Source organism: Chitinivibrionales bacterium (assembly GCA_035516255.1).
Taxonomy (GTDB): Bacteria; Fibrobacterota; Chitinivibrionia; order Chitinivibrionales; family FEN-1185; genus FEN-1185.
Map to the genome: position 1 here is coordinate 85,032 of DATJAL010000047.1, position 15,618 is coordinate 100,649.

The 15,618-nt window shown below is 58.5% G+C and carries 13 protein-coding genes; 2 read left to right on the forward strand and 11 right to left on the reverse strand.

Annotated features, from left to right (window positions below):
* Positions 1-6 precede the first annotated feature (6 nt).
* Together VLX68_13605 and VLX68_13610 are read left to right on the forward strand one after the other, a co-directional pair.
* The gene (locus VLX68_13605; GenBank protein ID HUI93277.1) at positions 7-855 is read left to right on the forward strand and encodes a metal ABC transporter permease; all 849 of its coding nucleotides are present in this window, start codon (positions 7-9) and stop codon (positions 853-855) included.
* Positions 852-1,346 carry a CinA family protein gene (locus VLX68_13610; protein ID HUI93278.1) on the forward strand — a complete coding sequence of 165 codons (495 nt, stop codon included), beginning with the start codon at positions 852-854 and terminating at the stop codon, positions 1,344-1,346. Before VLX68_13605 ends, VLX68_13610 begins: the two co-directional genes overlap by 4 nt.
* A 238-nt stretch (positions 1,347-1,584) precedes the next feature.
* On the opposite strand, the gene VLX68_13615 is transcribed toward VLX68_13610, so the two are convergent.
* From VLX68_13615 to asnB (VLX68_13665), 11 genes are all read right to left on the reverse strand, one after another.
* Entirely contained in the window at positions 1,585-2,364 is a 780-nt protein-coding gene (locus VLX68_13615; protein HUI93279.1) for a YdcF family protein, read from the reverse strand.
* A gap of 334 nt (positions 2,365-2,698) precedes the next feature.
* Positions 2,699-4,582: a nucleoside-diphosphate sugar epimerase/dehydratase gene (locus VLX68_13620; protein ID HUI93280.1), complete on the reverse strand. Its 1,884-nt coding sequence runs from the start codon at positions 4,580-4,582 to the stop codon at positions 2,699-2,701.
* A gap of 49 nt (positions 4,583-4,631) precedes the next feature.
* The gene (locus tag VLX68_13625; protein HUI93281.1) at positions 4,632-5,714 is read right to left on the reverse strand and encodes a DegT/DnrJ/EryC1/StrS family aminotransferase; all 1,083 of its coding nucleotides are present in this window, start codon (positions 5,712-5,714) and stop codon (positions 4,632-4,634) included.
* Positions 5,715-5,873: 159 nt separating this feature from the next.
* Positions 5,874-6,011, reverse strand: coding sequence for a hypothetical protein (locus VLX68_13630; protein ID HUI93282.1), 138 nt, complete (start codon positions 6,009-6,011; stop codon positions 5,874-5,876).
* A gap of 222 nt (positions 6,012-6,233) precedes the next feature.
* Entirely contained in the window at positions 6,234-6,866 is a 633-nt protein-coding gene (locus VLX68_13635) for a sugar transferase (protein HUI93283.1), read from the reverse strand.
* Positions 6,863-7,504 carry a GNAT family N-acetyltransferase gene (locus tag VLX68_13640; GenBank protein HUI93284.1) on the reverse strand — a complete coding sequence of 214 codons (642 nt, stop codon included), beginning with the start codon at positions 7,502-7,504 and terminating at the stop codon, positions 6,863-6,865. Before VLX68_13640 ends, VLX68_13635 begins: the two co-directional genes overlap by 4 nt.
* Positions 7,505-8,035: 531 nt before the next feature.
* Positions 8,036-9,160, reverse strand: a complete 1,125-nt coding sequence (locus VLX68_13645) for a glycosyltransferase (protein ID HUI93285.1) — start codon at positions 9,158-9,160, stop codon at positions 8,036-8,038.
* A 180-nt stretch (positions 9,161-9,340) separates the two neighbouring features.
* Positions 9,341-11,248 carry an asparagine synthase (glutamine-hydrolyzing) gene (asnB, locus tag VLX68_13650; protein ID HUI93286.1) on the reverse strand — a complete coding sequence of 636 codons (1,908 nt, stop codon included), beginning with the start codon at positions 11,246-11,248 and terminating at the stop codon, positions 9,341-9,343.
* A 7-nt stretch (positions 11,249-11,255) separates the two neighbouring features.
* A complete protein-coding gene (locus tag VLX68_13655) occupies positions 11,256-12,527 on the reverse strand; it encodes a hypothetical protein (protein HUI93287.1) in 1,272 nt (423 codons plus the stop codon).
* Positions 12,524-13,648, reverse strand: a complete 1,125-nt coding sequence (locus tag VLX68_13660; protein HUI93288.1) for a glycosyltransferase family 4 protein — start codon at positions 13,646-13,648, stop codon at positions 12,524-12,526. Before VLX68_13660 ends, VLX68_13655 begins: the two co-directional genes overlap by 4 nt.
* Entirely contained in the window at positions 13,645-15,519 is a 1,875-nt protein-coding gene (asnB, locus tag VLX68_13665) for an asparagine synthase (glutamine-hydrolyzing) (GenBank protein ID HUI93289.1), read from the reverse strand. The genes VLX68_13660 and asnB (VLX68_13665) overlap by 4 nt, the downstream gene beginning before the upstream one ends.
* Between the last annotated feature and the right edge of the window lie 99 nt (positions 15,520-15,618).

Here is a 15,618-nt window from a genome sequence, read left to right on the forward strand (position 1 = left end):
AATCCAATGCTGGATTTATTGCATTACGATTTCATGCGAAATGCTTTGCTGGCCGGGCTGCTCGTGAGCGTGGCCTGCGGCGTCGTGGGGAGCCTGGTGGTGGTGAACCGGCTGTCGTCGCTGTCGGGCGGCATCGCGCACGCGGCCTACGGCGGCCTCGGCCTTGCCGTGTTCTTCAAGTGGCCGCTGCTTTCGGGCGCCATGCTCTTTTCGCTCGCCGCGTCGTGGGTCATGGGCTACGTGACGGCGGAGAAAAAGGAGCGCGCCGACACCATGGTGGGCGTGGTGTGGGCCGTGGGCATGGCCTTCGGCATTTTAATGATAGACTTGACAAAAGGGTATTATGCCGACGTCATGAGCTACCTGTTCGGCAGCATCCTGGCGGTGCCGGGGCAGAGCATCCTCTTCATGGCCGGCCTCGACGCCGCGGTCCTCGCGGTGGTCGCGCTGCTGTACAAGGAGCTCGTGGCGCTTTCGTACGACGAGGAGTTCGCCCTGATCAGCGGCGTGCCGGTACGGGCGCTGTATTATCTGATACTGGTGCTCATCGCGCTCTGCGTGGTGGTGCTCATCCGCGTGGTGGGGCTCATCCTGGTGATCGCGCTGTTCACCATCCCCGCGTCCATTGCCGAGCTTTTCACCCGGAAGCTCGGCCGCATCATGGTCATCTCGTGCGGCCTCGGCATGGCGTTCACCATTTCCGGGCTTTTTCTTTCGTATTATTTCAACCTGACCTCGGGAGCGACCATCATTCTCGTGGCGGGGACCTGTTACTTTGCGGCACTCTTGGTCGCGCGGCTGCGCAAGAGGCGCCCGTCCGCAATTGCCGCGCCTTCCCACGGGAAGAATCAATGAAGCGCCTCTCCGTCACCCTGCTCGTGAAAAAGCTTTACCGCATCTGTAAAGAAAAGGGGCTCTCGCTTTCCATTGCCGAATCGTGCACCGGCGGCATGGTCGGCGCCGCGATCACGGCAATACCGGGCTCGTCGGATTACTTTAAAGGCGGGGTGGTTTCGTACGGCAACGAAGTGAAGCACGACGTGCTCGGCGTTTCACGGCTCGTTTTAAAAAACAAGGGCGCGGTAAGCGCGGAGACCGTGCGGCAAATGGCGGCGGGCGTGAAGCGGCTCTGCAAAACCGACTGCGCCATCGCGGTGTCGGGCATTGCAGGCCCGGGCGGCGGGACAAAACAAAAGCCCGTAGGGCTTGTTTATATTGGAATAGGGCTGGGGAAAAAGGTGCGGGGATTCAGATATTTATTTAAGGGAGGGCGGCAAGAGATCCGAAGGCAGGCAGTATATGCAGCGTTACAGAGGATGATTGATGAAGTAAAAAAAAGCCAATAAGGTCAGACCTTTTCTATTACCCCACATTTAGAATAGGATACTTTGCAAACGACACTAAAAAAACCACCACATTACCTACTGGTGGCGCCAGGCAGGACTGGAGGCCGCGCCGGAGCGCGGTGCTGCCCGGCCCACGCCGTTAGGCACATAGGGGCCGTGGCAGCCCGAGCCGAAGGCGAGACCGGAAGGACGGCCGCCGCCGCGCTTCGCGGCGGGGCGCACAGTTCTTTATTTTTTATTAGATCCACCCCATCAGCCAATACGCGACGATCCCGTAATATTCGTGCAGCGCGTCGGTCGATTCGTCGAGCGAAACGGCGTTGGGAATGAACGAAAACAGGTTGAACTGGAACGCCTTGTCTTCGCGGTAATCGGTGGGCGCCGGATGCACCACGTAGCCCCGCTTCTTGAACAGCAGCACCGAACGGTGCATGTGCATGGCGCTGGTCACCAGGATTATCTCCTTTGTCAATCCACGCGCAAGCAATATTTTCTCCACGTTCGGCGGGTGGTCGTGCGTGTCCTTCGCCTTTTCCTCCAGGATGATGCTCGCCGAATCAATGCCGCAGTCGTTGCGCAGCACGCTCGCCATGCACTGCGCCTCGGAACTGGGGAAGTCGTACACAAACGTTATCTTGCCGCCCGTGGCGATAATGACCGGCGCGTATCCTTTTTTAAACAGCCGGGCCGCGTTGAGGATCCGGTTTCCCGCGCCGGTGATCTCGACGCGGTCGCGCGGCGGGACCGCGGGCCGCGTGCACCCGCCCAGCAGCACGATGGCCGGCACCTTGGGAAAGTTCTCGGGCGGGTCGTAGCGGGCCTCAAGGCTCCGCGTAAGAACGTGCGTCAGGGCCGGGGTCGAGAAAAAGCACAACACCCCCGCCGACGCAAAGGACAGCACTAGGGCCGTTCTTCTTTTTTTTACAACGGCGAAAATGCCGGCCGCGGCCGCGCACAGGAACGCAAGCCCGACGGGATAGATGAGCATCTGGATGAATTTCGCCAAAAACAAGAGCATAAAGCGTTTAGAGGTTGAATGGTTGAAAAGTTGAATGGTTAGGAGAAAAACTTTTTGCCGGCCTCAATAACCTTACTGCAATATTTTTCATACCAGAAGTTTTTCAAACGATAAATTATGACGCACCGCTTGTCCTTTTTTAAACTTCTCACTCAACGGGGGATTGCTTCGCGGAGTTTATCCCGAGCCATGTCGAGGAGCTCGCAATGACACTTGTGGTGTTTGCTTTCAACTCTCATCTTAACACTTTCAACTTTTTACAACTCATCAACCCGTGTACCCGTCTGCTCGTCAACTTTTCACCTTGTCAACCTTTCACCCATTAAACTTTTTTTCACGCGAACATGTTCCTCATCAATTCGTCGAAATCCGGGCCGGCCATTTCGGGAATGAGCTCCCGCATATCGTCGTAGATCTTCTTGATGTTGCCGAGCTCCACGTGCGACCGCAGGTCGTGCACGAACTTCTCGATGCGGTCGGGGTCGAAGTTCTCGTTGCGCTGCAGCCGCACCTTGTCGAAGCGCGTGCGCGCCAGGTTTTCCGATTCGGTCAACAACTCCTCCTCGATCTTCTCCCCCGGCCGCATGCCGGTGAACACGATCTCAATGTCCTCGCCCACCTTGAGGCCGGAAAGCTCGATGAGGTTTTTCGCCAGGTCGACGATCTTGATCGGCTCGCCCATCTCGAGCATGAAAATGGCCTTCGCCTCGTTGAGGGTCGACGCCTGCAGCACGAGCTGCACCGCCTCGGGGATCGACATGAAGAAACGCCGCGTTTCGGGGCTGGTCACCGTGACCGGCCCGCCCTCGCGGATCTGCTTCTGGAACAGCGGGATCACGCTGCCGCTTGAGCCGAGCACGTTGCCGAACCGCACCACGTTGAAGAGCGTCCCCGACTTGTGGCGCTCGAGCACCACGCGCTCGGCGAGCCGCTTGGACACGCCCATGATGCCGCGCGGGTTCACCGCCTTGTCGGTGGAGATCATCACGAACTGCTTGACGCCGTGGCGCTCGGAGAGCGAGGCGAGCATGGCCGTGCCGAGCACGTTGTTCTTGAGCGCGGCCAGCGGGTTCCACTCCATGAGGTGCACGTGCTTGTAGGCCGCGGCGTGGTAGATGTAATCGACCGGATAGCGCCGCATGAGCAGGTCCATGAACCCGGCGTCGAGCATGTTGCCCACCACGGTGTTGACCACGACGTCGGGATGGCGTTTCTTGAGGTCCTGGTCGAGGTCGTAGGCGTTCTGTTCCGCCGAGTCAAGCAAAATGAGCCGCGAGGGCCGGTAGGCCGCCACCTGGTACGACAGCTCCGAGCCGATGGAGCCGCCCGCGCCCGTGATGAGCACGGTCTTGGCCGCGAGCTGCCGCCGCACGTGCGCGTCGTCGAGCGTGATATTGGGCCGCGACAAAAGGTCGTTGATCGACACGTCGCGGATCTGGTTGAGCTGGAACTTGCCGCTCATGATGTCGAGCATCGACGGCACGATCTTGAATTTCACTTCCCAGTCGGGCACCTTCGACGCGGCGATGATCTCCTCCACCTGCTTGTTGGTGGCCTCGGGGATGGCGATGAAGATTTCGTGGATGCGGAACTTCTTGATGTGCTGGCGCACCGAGCCGAGGTCGCCGAGCACCTTGAGGCCCGCGATGCGGCGGCCGACCAGCGCCGGGTCCCGGTCGATGAAGCCGTACAATTCGTATTCCTTGCGCTTGGCCGACTTGAGCGTCTTGGCGATCTCGTTGCCGGCCGAGCCCGCGCCCACGATGAGCACGTTGCGCACGTTTTCCACCTGGGGCACGAAACTCTCGCGGAAGATGCGGATGAGGACGCGCGTGCCGCCGTTGAGAAAGATGAAAATGGCGAAGTTCAGGATGTAAATCGACCGCGGGTACCCGTGGAACCTTCCGCTCAGCACGATCACGAACATGAACACGAGCGACGACAGGGCCGAGGCCTTCACGATGTCGATGAGGTCGTCGACGCTCACGTACCGCCAGATGCCCTGGTACAGGTTGAACACGCCGGAAAAGACGAGCACGATCACGACGTTGACCGGAAGCGACAGCAGGAACGAGGGATAGTATTTCTGGCCGCCGAGGGTGAAATCGAAGCGGAGCAAAAACGAAACGGTGAGCGCCGCGGCGGCGAACGCCGCGTGCATCAGGATGATGATGCCCAGGCGGTACTTGATGAGGGGACGATAAAGGGAAAAGGCCATAGTATTGTTTTTCGGTCTGCCTGCGTTTACATCCGTGTCTTAAACTGTATTATTTCACCAGCGCCTTGGCAACGGCTTTTGCAATCCTCGCAAGGTCGCTTTCGGCAAGGGCGGTGCCCGACGGCAGGCACAACCCGGTTGCAAAGAGCCTTTCGGAAATCCCGTTCGTAAACGACGGGCAGCGCCTGAACACGGGCTGCAGGTGCATGGGCTTCCACAGCGGCCTGCTTTCGATGTTCTGTTTCTCGAGCGCGAGCCTGACATGGTTGGCGACGGCGGGCGATTTTTTTGGATCGATGGTGAGGCAGGTGAGCCACCGGTTGCTTGCGCCGTAGCCCGCCTCGGGCATGAACGACAAGCCGGGAAATGCCGACAGCGCATTGCGGTAATAGTCGAAAATCTCCCGTTTCCGTTCTATTCTCTTTTGTAAAACAGTCAGCTGTCCCCTGCCGATCGCGGCGCAGATGCCGCTCATGCGGTAATTGTACCCGATGCGCGAATGCTCGTAATGCGGGGCCCTGTCGCGCGCCTGGGTCGCGAAGAACCGCGCCCGCTCGACGAGCCTCTTGTCGCGCGACACGAGCATGCCGCCGCCCGACGTGGTCACGATCTTGTTTCCGTTAAAGGAAAAAATTCCGATATGCCCCATGGTGCCCGTGCTTTTTCCCTTGTAGGTCGCGCCGAGCGATTCCGCCGCGTCCTCGATAAGCGCGACATCGTAGTGCCTGCATATTTTTATGATCGGGTCGAGGTCGGCGCTCTGGCCGTAAAGGTGCACCACGACCGCCGCCTTGATCCTCTTGCCTTTTTTCCTCCTTGCTTTTATCGCGTGTTCAAGGAGCCGCGGGTCCATGTTCCAGGATTTCTCCTCGCAGTCGATGAACACCGGCGTCGCGCCCTGGTACACGATGGGAAACGCGCTTCCCGCAAACGTGAATGACGAACACGCCACCTCGTCGCCCGGGCCGATGTTTGAAAGCACCATGGCCAGGTGCAGCGCGGCCGTGCCCGAGCTCACCGCCGCCGCGTGCCCGGCGCCGGTCGCCCCGCAGAATTCCCTTTCGAACGCGTCGACCTGCGGCCCGATGGGCGCGATCCAGCCGGAGGAGAAGGCGTCGTTGACGTACTTCAATTCCGTTCCGCTCATATGCGGTGGACTTAAGTAAATTCGCTTTGGTAAAGGTTTCATGATGTTGATGGTAAATTAATTGATAAGAATATCTTTGTGGCTTTTTTTATCTCAAGTACTTCGGCATTTGCATGTTCTGCCGGGGGCGTCGCCCCCGAACCCCTACCTACTTTTCTTCTGCAGCGAAGAAAAGTAGGCAAAAGACGCCGCGCCCGCAGCGCCGCCTGATCCCTCGGCCGTCAGGCTGCTCGTGAACTCGCCCGTAATAAAAACCATAAGATTAGCGGACTCAAACAGCACGAGCAGCTTCCTTCCGGCCTCAGGGGCAGCGCTGATGGCGAAAGAAAAAAACAGAATCGGCAGCCATCCTTTAACCGGCGTTAGGCAGGACTAGAGGTCGCTCTGGAGAGCGATGCTGCCCGGCCCTCGCCAAAGGCATATAAGGGCCGTGGCAGCCCGAGCCGAAGGCGAGACCGGAAGGACGGCCGACCCCGCGTAGCGGGGAACGCCCATCTGTTTTTATTATTTATCAACTTCCACTAACCTCAACCACTTATCCAGCGCAGGAACGACGGTAATCAAAATATATCCTATGTCCCTCCAGAAACTCCATTTTTCAAGGTACGCACTATTCAATGCCACCTTCTTCGGCCATATCACCGTGTCGTTGTAGTGCTTCGGATCGTCAACCGAGGCGAGGAGCTCCTCCTCGTTTTTGAAATACAGCGACGCCGGGCCGGTGATGCCGGGCCGCAGCTCAAGGACCCTGCGCGATGTTCCCTCGAGGCGGTCGGCGTACCCCGGCACGTCGGGCCGCGGCCCCACGAACGACATTTTCCCCACGAGCACGTTCCACAATTGCGGATACTCGTCGAGCTTGGAGCGGCGCAGAAATTTTCCCGGCGGCGTGACGCGGGCGTCCCCTGCCGCCGTTATGGTGCCGCCCTTTTCCGCGCCGGTAACCATGGTGCGTATCTTGATGATATCAAAAGGTTCTCCAAGCCTTCCCACACGCTTCTGCCTGAAGAGCACCGGCCCCCTCGACGTCATCTTGACGACAAGCGCAATGGCGCAAAACGGGACAAACAGCACGCAAAGCCCAAGCAGCGAGAAGACAAGGTCGAAGCAGCGCTTGAGGGGATTGTTCACGCTCATTGCGGTGCGCCCGAAAGGTGTTTTACATATTCGCTCATGACATTTTTATGATGCGTGAATGTTTTCTGTCGAGTAAATCCGCAAAACCGGTAAAATGCATTGGCGTTGACATCCTGCGAAAACGTCACGGTCTTATATTCCGTCACTCCGGCGTGCATAAAATAACGTTCCATTTTCAAAACAAGCCGCTTGCCGATGCCCTGGCCCCGGTATTTTTCGTCAACCGCGATTGAAAGGAGCTCCGCGGAAATTGAATCGTCCTGTACCGCTTTGTCCCTATTGTCACCTGCATGAAAAGGATACAGAAGCGTTTCCAGGATTTTCTTTACAACGGAAGGCCTGAATATATTGGGCAGCAGCAGCAATGCGAAAAGCCAGCCGCGGCGCAATACGATATGCCGGTACATCGCGCGGGTGTCAATGGCTGCTGAAATAAATCCCGCAGGATTTTTTTGTTCTGTATCATAGGCGACAAACACTTTTGAATAAGGCGATCTGTTGATGGAGTTGTATAATGCGGAAAGAAATGTTCGCCCCAGGTTTGAAATGAATCCTTTGGAAATACATTTCCTGTGCAATAAAGCGACGGCGGAAACCTGGGCCGGGGTGCATTGCTGAATGATAATTTTATTTTCCATTTGTAACTTGGCCCATTTATGAACGCACATTATCTTACGCGGGGTTGCGCTAAGCGCCGGGGGCTCCACCCCCGAACCCCGGCCAAGGGTGCTCTGCAGCGAGCACCCTTGGAACCCACGCCGCGCCTCCAGCGCCGCCTGATCCTTCGGCCATCAGGCTGCTCGTGAACTCGCCCATAACAAAAACATAAGATTAGCGGACTCAAACAGCACGAGCAGCTTTTCTTCCGGCCTCAGGGTCGGCGCTGATGGCGGAAGAAAGAAACAAAACCGGCATAATTTCCTCTGTCCGGCGTTAGGCAGGACTGGAGCTTGGTCCCGACCAAAGGGAGGAAATAGACCCTCTGGAGAGCGATGCTGCCCGGCCCTCGCCGAAGGCATTATAAGGGCCGTGGCGGCCCGAGCCGAAGGACGACGACCCTTGTGACCCTTGGAAATCCCTGACGAGGGAGAAGCACCCGAAGGGGTGGACCGGAAGGACGGCCGACCCCGCGTAGCGGGGGAACGCGCGGATCTTTTTTATCTTTCCAATCAAACAGCAATTTTAAGTACCCGTTTGTAAATATCCACCCACAGATCAACAATCTTATTTTCATCAAAATGTTCACGTATGCGCTTGTGTCCTGCCTGCCCGTACTTTTCCCGGAGATTCTTGTCCAATGAGAGTTTCTTCAAGGCTTCGTTGAACGCATGCTGGTTACCATAGGGAACGAGAATGCCCGTTTCCCCGTTGACCACCAGCTCACTGGTGCCGACAACATCCGTGGCCACCACCGGCTTTTTGAGCGCCATTGCCTCCATGAGCCCGCGCGGGATGCCCTCCTTTTCCGACGCGAGCACCGCGACGTCGGCCTGCTTGACAAGCGCATGGATGAACGGCGTGTAGACGATCTTCACCGAGCGCTCGAGGTTCCGCACCGCGATGAGCCGCTCAAGGTCGGCGCGAAGCGCGCCCTTGCCCGCGATCACGCACTCGCTCGCCACCCCGGCCCTGTTGAGGAACTGCACCGCGTTGATGACCGTCTCGAGCCGCTTGACCGGCTCCAGCCGGGCAACGCAAATGATTTTTGTTTTTCCCTGCGAGAACACCGGCCCGGCCGCGCCGCTTTGGGCCAGGGAGCTTTTTTCGATTTGGCCCGCGTCGACGCCGTTGCCCTCGAAGAACACCGGGCACCGTATCGACTTCATGCCTTTGAGCGCGTCAAAGTCGGTCCGGTTCTGCGACAGCACGGCCGACCGTATCCGGCACGCGCCGGTCTCCAGCACCTTGTAAAGGTTGTGCAGCGCCGTGCTCTGGCCATAAAAAAACGGGAGCCCGTGATAGGTGTGCACGCACGGCGTGCCGCAGAGCCGCGCGGCGAACGCGCCCGCCATGCCGGCCTTGGCGGTGTGCGTGTGCACGATATCGTATCCGTTTTCTCTGATGACCGCCCTGAGCCTTATGACGGCCTCGATGTCCCGCCACGGCCGTATCGTGCGCGGTATGTCTATTGCGAAATGCCGCACCGCGGGAACTCGCGCCTCCTCCGGATCGGGCGACGAGGCAGCGTGGCACACGATACCCTCACGGGTTGACAAAATGCGCAATTTGCCCGCGAGGATCGTGACGATGCTCTGAAAGGCGGTGGCCACGTGGAGGACTTTTATTTGTTTCATAATTACTATTTATTTTTTGTTTGACATCTCGAGTTCGGCATTCGCTTCGACTGAATCGGTGGCGCCGCCCCCTCTCCTGTGGGAGAGGCAGCGTGGGGGTGAGGTCTGAACGACTAAAGCGATACTGCTATTTACCGTTTGATCTTTTACCCGCGAGGCGGGGGAACGCCCGGCTTTTTATTATCTTATTAAAATTCTTTTTTGTAAAACCGCCTGCTCCCACACGATAAACATGAGCATCTGCCATAAAAACGACGAGTAGTCGCGCTTGCCGGCGATGTGCGCGGCGAAAAATTCCTCCACCGGAAGCCGCCACAGCCCGTACTGTTCGTAGCTGAACCCGGAATCGAACAGCCGCTCGGCAAGGTACTCCCTGAGCTCGCCCCTGAACCATTCGTCAAGCGGCACGGAGAACCCGCGCTTGGGCTTGTCGATGATGAAGTCGGGAATCAGGCCGCGCGCGCTGTCCTTGAAGATCCGCTTGGTCCTGCCCGATATTTTCCACGGCGTGGGGAGCGAATTGGCAAACTCCACGAGCCGGTGGTCGAGGTACGGCACGCGCGCCTCCAGGCCGCAGGCCATTGACGCCTTGTCAAGCTTCTCCAGGTAGCAGTCGGCAAGCCACGTGCGCTGGTCGGCCACGAGCAGGCCGCGGCCGATGTCGCCCCTGCACGAATTGAAAATCTCCTCGTATTCGCTGTTGGCCGCCGCCGGCCCGCCCGTGAGCGCGCCGAAGTCCGCATCGCCGAGCGATTCGAGCCAGCGCGAATACCGCCTGATCTCGTCGCGCTCCGAAAACGCCTCCGCGATCTTCCGCAGGCGCCGCACCCGGGGCAGCAGCGGCGAGAGCGCCCCGACGCCCTTTACATACAGCGAAGACAGAAACGGGTGCTGGTGGTGCCACAGGTGCGCGCTGTAGCGGCGGTACCCGCCGAAGATCTCGTCGGCGCCCTCGCCCGAATGGCACACCGTCACGTACTGCCTGGCCAGCGTGCAGATGATGTAGGTGGGGAACGCCGCCGGGTCGGAAAACGGCTCGTCGTAATGCCACGCGAGCTTCTCGACCAGGTCGATAAGGTCTTTTGCCGTGGGCACGATTTCGTGGTGGATTGACCCGATCCGCTTGGCGATGTGCCGCGCCTCGTGCAGCTCCGAGTATTTCCCGCCCGCGGCCGCGTCGTGCGCGGGCGCGCCGGTGCCGAACCCCACCGAAAAGGTGTTCACCGCCGCGCCGTGGTTCTTCTGGATGAGCGAAACGAGCGCCGACGAGTCCACCCCGCCCGAAAGGAACGCGCCGAGCGGCACGTCGGAAATGAGCTGCATCCGCACCGCGTCGTTGATGAGCGCGGCGAGCTGCGATTTGCAGTCGTCGTAGGTCTTTCCCGTAAAGGCATGCCGGGTGTTCAACGGGTCCCAGTAGCGCCGGGACGTTTCGGAGAAGTCCCCGCCCACCGCCACCCACGTTGCGGCAGGGACCTTGCGCACGTTGCCGAAAATGGTGTGCGGCGTCACCGAATGGCCGTAGGTGAAATAGTTTTGGAGCCCCCGGCCCGACAGCGACAGGTCGAAGCCGGCGGAAAAGAACGCCTTGCACTCGGAGGCCCAGCAGAACACGCGGTCGTCTTTGTAAACGTAGAGCGGCTTGATGCCCATGCGGTCGCGCGCCAGGTACAGGGTGCGCCCGCTTTTGTCCCACAGCGCGAAGGCGAACATGCCGTTGAGAACGTCGAGCACGGCGCCCAGGTCCCTGTTGCGGGGCAGCAGCGCCGCGCACAGCTCGAGCAGCGTCTCGGTGTCGGAGGTCCCCCTGAACGCAAAACTTGACAAATGCTCCTTCCTGATCTCCCGGTGGTTGTAGATCTCGCCGTTCAGGCACAGCACGTACCTGCCGCTTTGCGAGACCATGGGCTGGTGCCCGGCCGGCGACAGGTCGAGGATGGAGAGCCGGTTGTGCGCCATGTGGAAATTTTTGTCGGAAAAAACGCCCCGGTCGTCCGGACCGCGGTGCGCCATGGCGCCGCTCATGCGCAGCACGGCCTCCCGGTCGAAAAGGCCTTTTTTGTCGATGATGCCGAATATGGAGCACATGAAAGTATTAGACCCGGCCCTGCGCAAAAGGTTTCACGACCCGATCCGTAAGTTCGCGGTAAAAAATGAACATGAAAACAAACGGCAGAAGTATGGTTTTTTCGCGGAGAATAAGGCCGACGTTGCCCGACATGAACGACAGTATCATGGTGAGCAGCACGATGTTGATCAAAAGGTATTTCTGGAACAAATCCGCCGTTGTGAACGTTTTTCTGTATCGGTAAAGCAGGTAAAAGAAAAACAGGTTCGAAACAAAGGCCATTGCGTCCGCGCCGCCCCGGATTTGCCAGGGGAAAGGCGCAAAAAACAACAATATCACATTCAATGCAATGCGCAGCGGTCGGAAAATGACGGTGGGGTCGTCTGTCATTGTTTCCCGTAACCCCGTTGCAGAACCTCCGTATGCGCCCATTCTGCTTGCGTTAACAAAAGAAGACTGCACGACCTCTACGGATACGTTACTTTGCATTGAGACACGGCGCACTACCATGGAAAAAATAAGGACCGCAGCAAGTGATAGAACCACTGGAAAAATTAATTGGTATATCCCGCGAAGTCCTATGTTAGGAGTCCTTGCCTGGAACGCTCTCATCAACAAGGTAAAGCTGAAACCCGCCAACATTACGGCAAAGAGGTGCGGCCGCAGCCGGTACATTACTATAAGCGTGGCAAGAATTGAAATGATATTGATGACTTTCCCCTTCTGGCCGCTTAGCGCTTTGGATGCGTTGTACACAAATATGCCGGTTAAAAAAAACATCGCGGAATCTTTCCCGAAAAACCTTCCCCACGCAAGAAAGTTCGGAAAACAAGTAAGGGTCCAGAAACAGATGAGATTGCGCGCGCGCAGGGCCTTGTTCCTAAAATCCATCCTGAGCATGAGCGTCTGCACAAAGAGCAGGCTGCCGATAAAACCAAGAGTACCAAACAGGACGTGGCACGCGGGCAAATCCAGACGGAGGTAATCGCGTAGCGGCCGCGCGAGAAACCACATGAATTCGGTTGCGGACATTTTCGCAAACAGGTTCCCTTTATAGGCAAGGCAGCCGTAGAAGTAGGTGATGTCGTCGGTGATGAACCCGTAGGTCAAATAGAAATACACCGCTATCCCGCCGAAAAAAACGGTGTTCGCCGTCACGGCCCAGAACAACTGTCCGCGCCAGAACGCGCTTTTCCAGAGCGTTGAGTTCCTGAAAATAGTGATGCAGCAAAAAAACAGGAGCGCGAGGCAGGCGACATAGGTGACGAGCGCGGCGCCCGAAAATTCAAATTTGTTCACGGACCCGCCTTCTTCACGGCCTTTTCGTAAACCCCGTAATTCGTCGCGATCATGTTCTTGAGCGTGAATTTCGTAAGGGCCATCTCGTAGGCGTTCGCGACGATCCGCCCCCTGAGCACGGCATCGGTCTTGACAGAGGCGATGGCCCCAGCGATGCCCTCGACGTCGCCGTTCTTCACCAGAACGCAGTTTTCGCGGTGCGCGAGCAGGCCGGCCACCTCCGGGATGCCGCTCATGACCACCGGCCGCTTCGCGACCATGGCCTCGAGCACCGAATTGGGAAACCCCTCGAACCGTGTGAGCAGAATGTAAACGTCGCCGTAGGAGAGAAACGGGAACACGTTCCGGCGCGCGCCGGTAAACACGACGTTTCGCGATCCGAACTCCAGCGCCTTCTGCCTGAAAAAATCGAGCCCCGTGCCCCCGCCCACCAAAACGAACCGCAAATCAGGACAGACCTTTGCCACGCGCAGCAGGGTGATGATGTCTTTTTGCGGATAGCGCATGTTGCAGATGCTCACCACGCTGTATTTGCCGGCCGGGCTGAAGAACGCCGACTTGATTTTCGCGTCGATGAAAGCGGCGTCGTCGGGCTTTTTCACCGCGTTGAGCACTGCCACGACCTCCTTGGAAAGGCGCTTCTCGAGGTCGAGCTTTATGGCGGGCGAGTTGCAGGTGATGATCGTCGCCATGCGCAGCGAAAGAAGGTGGCCGGCGTTCCTCACCATCCTGCGGACAAGGGACTTCCTGAATTCATCGTGGATCTGCGAGTTGCGCACGCAGTACACAAAGGGCTTTTTGAGGACAAAGTTGCTTACGACGCCGAGCAGGCCGCCGTGCGGCATGAACGCCTGCACCACGTCTATGGTGTTGCGGTTTTTAAAGAGGAATTTTGCATACGCGACAATATTCCTGTACAAGGCGACGGGGTTTTTCGACGCGAGGAGCACGAACACGGGTATGTTGTTTTTCCCCAGATCGGAAAGGTAATACCCGTTTATCAAGGACGCGACCACCGGCTCAAAGGAAAGGCCCTGGGCCGCCGTGTTCACGCATATCCTGGTGAAATTCTTCTCCGCGCCCCCGCGGTTGAGGCCCGTGATGCACATGAGCACCCTCATGGGGCCCTCCCCGCGAAATTCTCCTCCCATTTGAGGAACACGTAGATCCTCCAAAAAAGAAAACTGCCGTATTTTGTTCCGAGGAATTTTTGGTCGTGGAACAGCTTTTTCACCGCGCCCATGGCGAACAGCCGTTCGAGCCCCGAGGGCCTTTCCAGGCGCGACGCTATCTCGTCGTGCAGCGCGTGGTTCACCCAGTGCCGCAGGGGGATGTCGAACCCCTTCTTGGGCCGGTCGAAAAGCGCCTCGGGCACGTGCCGGCCCAGCATTTTCTTGAGAAGGTATTTTTTCCCGTGAGACGTCTTGAGCGCCTGCGGCACCGTGTAGTAACTGTGTTCCACGAACCCATGATCGAGGAGCGGGTTCCTCACCTCGAGCCCGAACCGCATTGAGGCGCGGTCCACCTTGACAAGCACGTCGTCGGGCATGTAGCCCAAGAAGTCCCAGAGCATCCATTCGGTCTCTTCCGGCACGCGGCCGGTCTTTACTCCCGCGATGACGCCGCCGTTCCCCCGGTCGAGCGCGAAAGGAACCGCCGGCAGCGGGTTTGCGAGGTTCTGCCGGCAATCGAGAAACGACCGGTACCGCAGCGACTGCAGCTTGACCAGCGTGTCGAAATTGAAAAGGCCGCGCGGCAGCAGCGCACCCGGCAATTGCCTCAACCAACGCGGAAGGCCGTAAAGCCGTTTGAGCTTCCTGAGATGGTCGTAGCGCGTATAGCCGAAATACTGCTCGTCGCCGCCGTCGCCCGAAAGCGCCACCGTGATGTTCTCCCTTGCAAACCGCGAAAGCAGCAGCGTCGGTATCGCCGACTCGTCCGCGAACGGCTCGTCGAACGCGTCGGAAAAATACCCGAGCACGTCCATGAAGTCTTTTTCGCCGATGACGAGCCGGCGGTGCCTGGTGCCCAGGTGCGCCGCGATCGCCGCCGCGCTTTCGCTCTCGTCAAAGCGCGGGTCGGTGAACCCGATGGTGAACGTGGAGATTTGCTCCTTCGATTCCTTTGCCGCAAGGCTCGCCACGAGCGCCGAGTCTATGCCGCCGCTCAGAAAAACGCCGAGCGGCACGTCGCTTATCAGCCGCAGCCGCACCGCCGCCGACAGCGTATCGCCCAGCGTCCGGAGGACGGCCGCCTCGTCGCAGGGGAAATCCGGCGCCGGGATTTTTTCCTGCTCTATGCGCCACCAGCATTTCTTCTCCACCCTGCCGTCGGCGAAAACGCGCATCCAGTGTCCCGGCGTGAGGCGGAGCACGCCCTCCGCGATGGTGGCCTCCCCGCCGATGTACCCGCGCACGAAAAACTCCTCCATGGCGGCATCGTTGATGGAAAACCCGTTGCCGAAATAGGTGACGATGGGCTTGAGCACCGACGAAAACACGAACTCCCCGTTTTTCGAGCAATAGTACAGCGGCTTCACGCCGACCCTGTCGCGCGCCAGGAACAGTTCCTTCTTGACAAGATCAACGACGGCGAACGCGAACATGCCGTCGAACAGGTCGAGGCATTTCTCCCCCATGTGAATATAGGCGTAAAGCAGCACCTCGGTGTCCGACCTGCTCTTGAAATCGATACGGTGCCGCCCGAGCAGCGTTTCCCGCACGCTTTCGAAATTGTAAATCTCGCCGTTGAACACGATCCAGTACCTGCCGGTCGCGTCGGCCATGGGCTGCAGCGCCCGCTCAGAAAGGTCGATGATCGACAGCCGCGTGTGGCCGAGCCCTATCTCCCCCGCGTCTGAAGGCACGCCCGCCGCAAACACCCTGGCGCCGGTCGCATCGGGCCCGCGGTTCTTGATGTGCTTGCACATGTCAAGAAGCAGCGCAGAGGGCCTCCGGACGGAAGCGTTGAACCAGCCGGCTATTCCGCACATGAAAACAAGAGTTGAAAAGTTGAAAGGTTGAAAAGTTGAAGGGAAAGCATGGGATGTCGATTCTTCTTCTATTTTCTACGCCGACAAATTTCGTTCCGT